Annotated in this window: 7 protein-coding genes; 4 read left to right on the top strand and 3 right to left on the bottom strand. The window is 45.1% G+C overall.

All coding sequences use genetic code 11. The features are described 5' to 3' along the window. Positions 1-97: 97 nt before the first annotated feature. From groL to FE392_RS01520, 3 genes are all read right to left on the bottom strand, one after another. Positions 98-1,744, bottom strand: a complete 1,647-nt coding sequence (gene groL, locus FE392_RS01530) for a chaperonin GroEL (protein WP_319928473.1) — start codon at positions 1,742-1,744, stop codon at positions 98-100. A 54-nt stretch (positions 1,745-1,798) separates the two neighbouring features. Beyond that, a complete protein-coding gene (locus FE392_RS01525) occupies positions 1,799-2,092 on the bottom strand; it encodes a co-chaperone GroES (protein ID WP_092513011.1) in 294 nt (97 codons plus the stop codon). A gap of 176 nt (positions 2,093-2,268) precedes the next feature. Further along, the gene (locus FE392_RS01520; protein ID WP_319928472.1) at positions 2,269-2,799 is read right to left on the bottom strand and encodes an FxsA family protein; all 531 of its coding nucleotides are present in this window, start codon (positions 2,797-2,799) and stop codon (positions 2,269-2,271) included. A 387-nt stretch (positions 2,800-3,186) separates the two neighbouring features. Here FE392_RS01520 and aspA point away from each other — a divergent pair, with 387 nt between their 5' ends. The 4 genes from aspA to dicD all read left to right on the top strand — a co-directional run bounded on the left by aspA (position 3,187) and on the right by dicD (position 8,665). Beyond that, the gene (aspA, locus tag FE392_RS01515; RefSeq protein WP_319928471.1) at positions 3,187-4,611 is read left to right on the top strand and encodes an aspartate ammonia-lyase; all 1,425 of its coding nucleotides are present in this window, start codon (positions 3,187-3,189) and stop codon (positions 4,609-4,611) included. Between the two features lie 140 nt (positions 4,612-4,751). Next, positions 4,752-6,053 (top strand): anaerobic C4-dicarboxylate transporter, encoded by a 1,302-nt coding sequence (locus tag FE392_RS01510; RefSeq protein ID WP_319928470.1) that lies wholly within the window; start codon positions 4,752-4,754, stop codon positions 6,051-6,053. Positions 6,054-6,281: 228 nt separating this feature from the next. Continuing rightward, the gene (locus tag FE392_RS01505; RefSeq protein ID WP_319928469.1) at positions 6,282-8,075 is read left to right on the top strand and encodes a protein-disulfide reductase DsbD; all 1,794 of its coding nucleotides are present in this window, start codon (positions 6,282-6,284) and stop codon (positions 8,073-8,075) included. Between the two features lie 17 nt (positions 8,076-8,092). Further along, a complete protein-coding gene (gene dicD, locus FE392_RS01500; protein WP_319928468.1) occupies positions 8,093-8,665 on the top strand; it encodes a division control transcriptional repressor DicD in 573 nt (190 codons plus the stop codon). Positions 8,666-8,790: the final 125 nt, after the last annotated feature.

The following is an 8,790-nucleotide window of genomic DNA, read 5'->3' as shown; positions in this document are numbered from 1 at the left end:
GGCTGAAGCCATAAATAAAAAAAGGCGAGCATTTTCATGCTCGCCTTCAAACTTTTATCCTCGTGGATGGGGAATTCCACTGTCAGGATGAACAGCGTTACATCATGCCGCCCATTCCACCCATACCGCCCATGCCGCCAGCTGCGCCTAAGTCAGCTTTGTCTTCTTTAGGCAGTTCAGTCACCATTGCTTCAGTGGTGATCATCAGGCCAGCGATAGAAGCTGCGAATTGCAGTGCAGAACGGGTTACTTTGGTTGGATCCAGGATACCCATTTCGATCATGTCGCCGTACTGTTCAGTTGCAGCGTTATAACCGTAGTTGTTTTCACCTGCTTTCACGTTGTTGACAACAACAGATGGTTCTTCACCCGCGTTATCAACGATCTGACGCATTGGCGCTTCCATTGCACGCAGTGCAACACGGATACCTACGTTCTGATCTTCATTGTCGCCAGTCAGCTCAGTGATAGCAGCAGCTACGCGAACCAGAGCAACACCACCACCAGCAACAACGCCTTCTTCTACTGCCGCACGGGTTGCGTGCAGTGCATCGTCAACGCGAGCGCGTTTTTCTTTCATCTCAACTTCAGTCGCTGCGCCAACTTTGATTACAGCAACACCGCCTGCCAGTTTAGCTACACGCTCTTGCAGTTTTTCACGGTCGTAATCAGAAGTAGATTCTTCGATTTGCTGACGGATTTGAGTAACACGAGCAGCAATTGCGCCTTCTTCGCCAACGCCATCAATGATAGTTGTGGTGTCTTTGTTGATAACAACGCGTTTAGCCTGACCCAGATCTTCCAGAGTTGCTTTTTCCAGCTCCAGACCGATCTCTTCAGAGATAACAGTACCGTTGGTCAGAGTCGCGATATCTTGCAGCATTGCTTTACGGCGGTCGCCGAAGCCAGGTGCTTTAACCGCAGCAACTTTCACGATACCACGCATGTTGTTGACAACCAGAGTTGCCAGCGCTTCGCCTTCAACGTCTTCAGCGATGATCATCAGAGGCTTGCTTGCTTTCGCTACGCCTTCCAGAACTGGCAGCAGTTCGCGAATGTTGGAGATTTTCTTGTCAACCAGCAGAATGTATGGGTTTTCCAATTCTACAGAACCGGATTCTGGCTTGTTGATGAAATAAGGAGACAGGTAACCACGGTCGAACTGCATACCTTCAACAACATCCAGTTCGTCTTCCAGACCAGTACCTTCTTCAACGGTGATTACACCTTCTTTACCGACTTTGTCCATCGCTTCTGCGATCAGTTTACCTACAGTTTCGTCGGAGTTTGCAGAGATTGTACCAACCTGCGCAATAGCAGTGGAATCAGAGCAAGGTACGGACAGGTTTTTCAGTGCTTCAACCGCAGCAACAACCGCTTTATCGATACCACGTTTCAGATCCATTGGGTTCATACCCGCAGCAACAGCTTTCAGACCTTCGGTGACGATAGCTTGAGCCAGTACAGTTGCAGTAGTAGTACCATCACCCGCAGCATCATTGGCTTTAGAGGCGACTTCTTTAACCATTTGAGCGCCCATGTTCTCGAATTTGTCTTCCAATTCGATTTCACGTGCTACAGATACACCGTCTTTAGTGATAACTGGTGCACCAAAAGATTTGTCCAAAACTACGTTACGGCCTTTAGGACCCAGAGTAACTTTAACCGCATCGGCCAGTACATTCACACCGCGCAGCATTTTGCTGCGAGCATCATTACCAAATTTTACGTCTTTAGCTGCCATTGTGTCTTTCCTTTAAATTCGTTCAATTAAGAAGATCTAGCGTAAGAGATTCAATTACGCTTCAACAATTGCCAGAATGTCGCTTTCAGACATGATCAATACTTCTTCATTATCGATCTTTTCTGTTTTAACGCCGTAACCTTCATTAAAAATGACGGTATCACCCACTTTTACATCCAGCGCCTTCACTTCCCCACTTTCAAGGATGCGACCATTGCCAACTGCCAGAATTTCCCCACGGGTAGATTTGCCCGCAGCAGAGCCAGTCAGAACAATTCCGCCAGCGGATTTAGATTCAACTTCTGTACGCTTGACGATAACGCGGTCATGTAATGGACGAATTTTCATTGAGAGATCTCCTATAAATAAAGTCCATATCAGGTAAGAGGATTGATACCAGAACCCAACAGAACCAGTACCATGAAGCTACAAGTTGGGGCTTAAGGTTAGTACTTCAAGGGCTGGCAGAAAAAAATATTTTACTTTTTTCTTACCTATTGAAATTTTCACCAAAGCAGATGCTGTTATTTTTTGTCGTGTTCACTGCCATGTTCGCTATTTTTGCGCTGATCATCAGATTTTTTATCATCCAATGTATTCGAGGCATCTTCTTGCCTGCGCTCATATTCTCCTTCAAAAGTTTGCCCTTTCTTATCATATCCGCCGTAGTTGCCTGAACCATGAAAACTATTCGGGCGGTAAAAATTAATATGAGGCAGTAACTTCATTGTTAGCAGTTTTTGTACGGGAGGCAGCAATAGCATCAATCCAAGGAAATCAGTGAAGAAACCGGGCAGCAGAAGCAAAAACCCCGCTATGACCAGCGACACACTTTTAATCGCATCTTCTGCGGGGCTTTCACCGGCAGCGATTTTTTGCTGCATTGACATGAAAGTTTTGATGCCTTGGTTACGCACAAGGGATACGCCCAGACAGGATGTAAGAACAACCAGCAGCAAAGTCAGCAGCACCCCAATTTCAGAAGCAATGCGAACAAACAGGACGGATTCAATGTAAACCAGCAGGCATATCAGAATAAGTGGGAGCCAACGCACGTGGTTCTCCTTTCAATATTTATTGTCCACTCTATGAAGCTTTAACATTATGTGAAAACACATAATACGGAGTTAGATCATATAGCATGAGGGGTAGATCACATATGTGGGGATCACAATAACCGTTTTCAATACTTCATTTCGATACTTCAGTTACTTGATTTTTCACTTCTGTAATTGTGACACCAGTCACACAAACGTTATTTCATTAATAAATTAGCACTATAAAGTGATCCAGGTTCAAGGCATTTATAATAAATCCACATATGATCGCGCCAACAATTTCGTGATAAGTGATTAATATCACGCCAGTTGTTGTCGGCAACATGAATTATTCAACAAACACATAATAGAACAGTAAACGTATCCAATTTTAAGAAGGTTCTCATGTCAAACAACATTCGTATCGAAGAAGACCTGTTAGGTAAACGAGAAGTCCCTGCTGAAGCCTATTACGGTATTCACACTCTACGTGCGATTGAAAATTTTTATATCAGTGACCGTACTATCAATGATGTTCCTGAGTTCATCCGTGGCATGGTTCTGGTGAAGAAAGCCGCGGCAATGGCGAACAAAGAACTTCATACTATTCCAGGGAAAATAGCGGACGTTATTGTTAAGGCTTGTGATGAGGTTCTCAACACAGGCAAATGCATGGATCAATTCCCTGTTGATGTATTCCAAGGGGGCGCAGGTACCTCTCTAAACATGAATACCAACGAGGTACTGGCAAATATCGGTCTCGAATTGATGGGACACCCAAAAGGTGAATATGAGTTCCTGAATCCGAATGATCACCTGAACAAAAGCCAGTCAACCAACGATGCCTATCCTACTGGCTTCCGTATTGCTGTCTATAACTCACTGCTTCAATTAATTGATTCTATTGAGTTGCTGAAAGCAGGCTTCGATAAAAAAGGCGTTGAATTCGATGACATCCTGAAAATGGGTCGTACCCAGTTGCAAGATGCGGTTCCAATGACCCTTGGTCAAGAATTCCGTGCTTTCTCTATGTTGTTGAAAGAAGAAATCAAAAATATTACCCGTACGGCAGAACTGCTGCTGGAAGTAAACCTTGGTGCAACTGCGATTGGTACAGGCTTGAACACTGCGCCAGGGTATCAGCAGCTGGTTGTTGAGAAATTGGCTGAAGTAACAGGCTTACCTTGTATTCCAGCGGAAGACCTGATCGAAGCTACTTCCGACTGCGGCGCTTACGTTATGGTTCACGGTGCGTTAAAACGTCTGGCAGTTAAAATGTCCAAGATTTGTAACGACTTGCGTCTGCTGTCATCAGGCCCTCGCGCTGGTCTGAATGAAATCAACCTGCCAGAACTGCAAGCAGGTTCTTCCATCATGCCAGCTAAAGTCAACCCAGTAGTACCAGAAGTTGTTAACCAAGTTTGCTTCAAAGTCATTGGTAACGATACTTGTATCACAATGGCCGCAGAAGCAGGTCAGTTGCAGCTTAACGTAATGGAACCAGCAATTGGTCAGGCGATGTTTGAATCAATGTCTATCCTGAGCAATGCGTGCCGCAATCTGGTTGAAAAATGCGTTAACGGCATTACTGCCAATAAAGAAGTTTGCGAAAGTTTTGTGTTCAACTCCATCGGTATCGTCACTTATCTGAATCCATTCATCGGCCACCACAATGGCGACATCGTAGGCAAGATCTGTGCTGAAACCGGCAAGAGTGTCCGCGAAGTTGTACTGGAGCGTGGCTTGCTGACTGAGTCTGAGTTAGATGATATTTTCTCCGTTGAAAACTTAAAACATCCAACTTATAAAGCAAAACGTTTTGATAACTAATTAAATGCTTATAATAACAAGTTCGTCTTAATTACTAAGGCACGCAATTCCAACCGGAAGCGTGCCTTTTTAATTTGCTGCAAACACAAAGTATTAACCATAAATTTTCATAAGACTAAATAAATGAAGGAGTATTTAACATGTTAGCCGTAGAATTGGTGATTGTTCTGCTGGCCATTTTTCTGGGGGCAAGATTAGGGGGGATTGGTATTGGCTTTGCAGGTGGTATCGGGGTGTTGGCCCTTGCCGTCATTGGTGTTAAGCCGGGTACTATTCCATTTGATGTTATCTCAATTATTATGGCCGTTATCGCTGCGATATCAGCCATGCAAGTGGCTGGGGGGCTGGACTATCTCGTTCAGCAAACTGAAAAATTACTGCGCCGGAACCCTAAATACATCACAATCCTGGCACCGATCGTCACGTATTTTCTGACTTTATTCGCAGGTACAGGGAACATTTCACTGGCAACATTGCCGGTTATTGCGGAAGTCGCCAAAGAGCAAGGCATCAAACCATGTCGCCCGCTCTCCACCGCTGTCGTTGCAGCCCAAATAGGGATCACCGCCTCCCCGATTTCTGCCGCTGTTGTTTACATGGCTTCCATCATGGAAGGACAAGGCATCAGCTATATTCATCTGCTTATGGTGTTATTGCCTTCAACGCTTTGCGCCATCATCCTGATGTCATTTATCATTTCATGGATCTTCGATTCCAAGCTATCAAATGATCCGACCTACCAAAAACGTCTCGCAGAGAATCTGGTAGAAATGCGGGGAGCCAGCGAAATTCAAATTAAACCTAAAGCAAAACTGTCTGTTTTGCTGTTTTTGCTGGGGGTTGTCGGCGTAGTGATTTATGCCATTATCAATAGCCCAAGCATTGGATTGGTTGAAAAACCGCTGATGAACACCACCAGCGCCATTCTGATCATCATGCTCAGTGTTGCCACGCTGACCACCATTATTTGCTCCGTCGATACCGATGCCATCTTGAACTCAAGTACCTTTAAAGCAGGCATGAGTGCATGTATCTGTATTCTGGGCGTAGCATGGCTGGGAGATACTTTTGTACAGGCCAATCTTGATTGGATAAAAGAAACCGCAGGCAGTCTGATCCATGCTCAACCGTGGTTACTGGCCGTTATTTTCTTCTTCTGTTCAGCGTTGCTCTATTCACAGGCCGCAACCGCCAAGGCATTAATGCCAATGGCTTTGGCTCTGCATGTTACACCATTAACGGCAATCGCCTCGTTCTCGGCTGTGTCTGGTTTATTTATCCTGCCAACTTATCCGACACTGGTTGCTGCCGTGCAAATGGATGATACCGGTACAACCCGTATCGGCCGTTTTGTATTCAATCATCCATTCTTTATTCCCGGCACTATCGCCGTTATTTTAGCGGTCACCTTTGGTTTCTTATTTGGTGGCATAATTCTGTAACTTCACGATATCGGCTATCGCCATAAGATAGACCGCGTGAAAAATCGTTATCTCAGGGGCTGACATGCCCCTGAAATATTTCCACCCTAGAATCTTTTCCTATCAAAAAACAACATTGTATTAATATTAATCAAGTGACTTTCTGCCATGAGCGTCATCGGTTATAGTGCAAACTATGACAAATTTTACGAATTAAACCCACGATACAGGCAGGCTAAAAAATTGCTTATGATCAAACGTATTCTCATGCTTTTTCTACTGTTCAGCGCTATCGCTCTTTCTCCTATCAAAGCCAGTGCGCTATTTGAGCAACCAGGGCAAAATACTTACCTTCCTGCTGAAAGGGCATTTGTGTTTGATTTTCAGCAAAAAGGAAATAATCTCGCGTTAAGCTGGGACATTAAACCTGGTTATTATCTCTACCAAAAACAGTTCAAAATAGTTCCAGCGCAGGCATCGCTAGGCCAGATAGAATATGCCAAAGGCACAGACCATGAAGATGAGTTCTACGGAAAGACAGAAGTTTATTTTCAATCAGCACACATTAATATTCCTGTTCTGTCAGCCACCAACGATTCTTCTTTGCAGGTAACCTATCAAGGATGCGCAGAAGCGGGTTACTGTTATCCCCCTGAAACGCTGACCGTACCACTGCAGGCAGTAACGGCGTCGTCACTGCCAAATAACTCAGCGCCACTCAATGATAACGAAACCGCTGCGTCACCCGATACCGTAACATCTCAAGGCACATTACCCTCAAAAGATGCCCTACCGCTGGATGAATCGCAAAACCATGACGTGCCATTTTCACCTTTATGGGCGGTGTTATTTGGTATTGGCATTGGCTTTACTCCTTGCGTCTTGCCCATGTATCCACTGATTTCCAGCATCATTTTGGGGCCAAAACGGCCTGAAAGCCTGAAACGCATCTTCTGGCTCTCCATAAGTTACGTCCAAGGCATGGCACTTACATATACGGCACTTGGGTTGGTCGTCGCGGCTGCCGGGTTACAGTTTCAAGCCGCCTTGCAAAACCCTTACATTCTGGTCGGGCTGTCAGTGTTGTTCATTCTGCTGGCCTTATCGATGTTTGATCTATATAACTTGCAACTTCCCTCTTCACTCCAAACCCGGTTGGTCAATTGGAGCAATCAACAACAAAGCGGCTCTTACATCGGCGTATTTGTCATGGGTGCCTTGGCCGGGCTTATCGCATCTCCCTGCACTACAGCGCCACTCAGCGCTATTTTGCTCTATATCGCACAAACCGGTGATACATTCTTTGGTGGCGTGACTCTTTATCTTTATGCACTGGGCATGGGAATACCGCTTATCGCAGTCACCTTATTCGGCCATAAACTTCTGCCCCGCAGCGGCCCGTGGATGCAATACGTCAAGGAAGCATTCGGGTTTATTATTCTGGCCCTGCCTGTATTCCTGCTGGAAAGGGTGCTTGGTGATACGTGGGGGATCAGGTTATGGAGCATGTTGGCAGTCTCCTTCCTTATCTGGGCATTCGCACTAACGCTAAACAGCAAAAACGGCTGGCTGCGCACCTTGCAGGTCATTTTGCTGGCACTTGCGCTGATTGCAGCGCGCCCTTTACAAGATTGGGTATGGGGAACCCCGACGGCAGAACAGCAAAAAACATCAATAAAATTCCAACAAGTCAGTGATTGGCAAGAGTTAAGCCAAATTTTAGCGGAAAAACGTGGTCAGCCGATCATGTTGGATCTTTATGCGGATTGGTGCGTCGCCTGCAAAGAGTTTGAAAAATACACTTTCAGTGATCCACAAGTGCAGGCACAATTGAGTCAATTTCTCTTATTACAAGCTGATGTCACAGATAACGGGCCAAAACAAAAAGAATTACTGCAAAAACTGAAGGTACTGGGGCTTCCTACTATCTTATTTTTTGATTCTCAAGGAAACGAACCACCCAACGCCCGGGTCAATGGTTTCATGGATGCAGAACGTTTTGAACAACACATACAACAACTACAACATTTGCAACAACAATAATAGGAAGGAGAGCCGCCGTGCAACGTGAATACGTGCTTAGCAATGTCCTGAACTCACTCGAGCAACATGGCCTGTCAGCGACATTGGAGACACTTTTAACTCCCCTTGATATTAATATCGACCATATACAGCATTTCTGGCCTGATCGTGAGGCTTTGCTTTACGATTGCCTGCGTTATCACAGCCAACAAATTGAAATTTGGCAACGCCAAATTCTGCTGGATGAATCTCTGACGCCAGAACAAAAACTATTGGCACGTTACGATACCCTCAAAGAAAAAGTACTGGAGCAACGCTATCCCGGCTGCTTATTTATTGCTACCTGTAGCGCCTTCCCTGAAGCTGACCATCCAATCCACCAATTGGCAGAGCTGCAAAAGCAAAATTCATTCTCCTACACAGTGGAATTGCTGCAACAACTTGATATCGACGACAGCGAACAAGTCGCCAAGCAGATGGAACTTATCCTTGAAGGGTGTCTCAGTAAGCTATTGGTGAAAAGAGATATTGATGATGTAAACACAGCAAAACTATTGGCTCAGGATATTTTAACCATCGCCGCATGCCGAAAAAATGGGGCATTGAGTTAATAAAAAATGAGCAAAGCTGAATAACCATACCGAATTGGTATAAAAATACAGCAAACAATCAATTTTCATCATTTTTTTACAGAAAGTGTTTGACGGATTGGGGCGAATACGGTTTAATGCGCCCC

This window comes from Xenorhabdus santafensis, from assembly GCF_033949405.1.
GTDB classification, from domain to species: Bacteria; Pseudomonadota; Gammaproteobacteria; order Enterobacterales; family Enterobacteriaceae; genus Xenorhabdus; species Xenorhabdus santafensis.
Note: the sequence above shows the minus strand (reverse complement) of the source record. Positions and strands in the feature narration are given on the sequence as shown.